Below are 1,603 nucleotides of genomic sequence, written 5' to 3' on the forward strand. Positions count from 1 at the left end.
CGCCTGCGATGTCGTAGTCTTCTTCATGGTGTTGCTTTCCTTTCGGTTTGATCACCCCGAGCCTACGGCTCAGGGAAAGCAACGCCACCCTTCAGGCAAACTTCAACATCAACCGGGACATCCCCCGGTTGGGTGGCCAACCACGTATCGTCATTGCCTTGAAACAGTCGGTGATCGAGCCATCGATCATATGCGGATGGTTCAATCAGTTCGCTTTCAAACCGGCGCGCAGCAATGTCGGGAAGAATCTCTGCCAACCTTGCGCCGATGTTGTAGCGCTCGAGCGGCCGGGAGTACGTCCAGAGAGGCACCAGCGGATGGTGATGCCGAATGCACAGATCGGCGCCGCGACACTGCCAAGCACCCGATATTGTCATGTGCCGCAATGGATAGGTTTGTCCTTCTGCCTGTTCGCGCAGACAATGAGGGCATCCGCGAACGGTCGGACTACGCAGGGCGCGCGATATGAACACCTCTCCCCGATATCTCATGCGAACGTCTCCGATACGCTCGCCAGTCCAAGACAGCAAAGTTGAGAGTTGATCTTGCGTCAATCCTGATCTCGCGGCGAATGCCGCGACAGCAAGCTCGTCTTGCTCTAGGATGCGTTTGAAGCTGAACCCCAGGTCCAAGGCGAAACCCGCAGTATCAGTACCGTTGATTGCGGCCATGCGCGAGAAAAAGGAGGGCAGCGTCTCGCAATCACAAGGCTCAACCGCCAAGCGTAACTTATCTACCAAGCGGGATCTCCATCTAAGGCCGATACATCTCGGGTCCTAAATCGCCGATTTGAAGCTGGGTGTCCAACTAGCGATCTCTTTGCGAGTGGAGTCTAGTGACAGGGTTACGAGCATCGTCGATCGAACGGCCGGAGGCCAGTCGGATTTATGTGCCTTGGCTCATGCGACAGTGCCTCCGCTGGACTACCAGAGTGGAAATTTCGATAGAGATAAGTTCGCGCTTTAATTTCAGGTGTGGCCTCAGGGGAGCCGACGTGCGCCGCCTGGGTAACAAATGGTTGCTTGGCGCAAAAGCGCCTCTTGCAGGCTCAGCGCCACCTCCAATGCTGGAAGTGCCCAACCGGCCCATTGCGGACCTTCGGTGAGGAACTCGCCGCTGCAGCGCAGCTTACGCGAGGCGGTCATTCGTGGCGACTGCAGCAATGTCGGTAGTCGAAAGCTCCACTACAGTCGCCCGATCATACCATCCAAGGCGCTCGGCAGGGGTGGCAGAGCAGAAACCTCGCGGAAACGAACCAAATGGATGTCAGCGGCGAGATGACAAGGAACAGCGAAAAGCCAATCCGGAAGCTGCTCGTATAGGGAGACGTGATACCTTTGGAGAATTGCCACGCGACAGCCCCAAAAATCATACTTTCGGAACCTGAACACTTAGAAATCTCGCCACACAAGGCGCTATGAGGCAAGTCTTCCGCAATTGAGCGCTGTTGACTTATCTCTCCAAGCAGGCAAGCCTAGGAACGTCTGAACAACGTCTTCGGCTGCGCCGATGTTGCCGCTTGAGGGCAGTTTGGGGCGGTTGAGGCGTCATTTCCAGCGATTTTCGCCCCGTCTTGGCCGCCTGAGCGGCGGTTTGGCCGATT

1 protein-coding gene is annotated in these 1,603 nt (G+C 56.5%); it reads right to left on the reverse strand.

Going from position 1 to position 1,603, the window contains the following annotated elements; genetic code table 11:
• Positions 1–62: 62 nt before the first annotated feature.
• Entirely contained in the window at positions 63–740 is a 678-nt protein-coding gene (locus tag AAFO90_RS24785; RefSeq protein ID WP_347511177.1) for a TniQ family protein, read from the reverse strand.
• Between the last annotated feature and the right edge of the window lie 863 nt (positions 741–1,603).

It is taken from the genome of Phaeobacter sp. CAU 1743, from assembly GCF_039839315.1.
In the GTDB taxonomy this organism is placed as follows: Bacteria; Pseudomonadota; Alphaproteobacteria; order Rhodobacterales; family Rhodobacteraceae; genus Phycobacter; species Phycobacter gallaeciensis_A.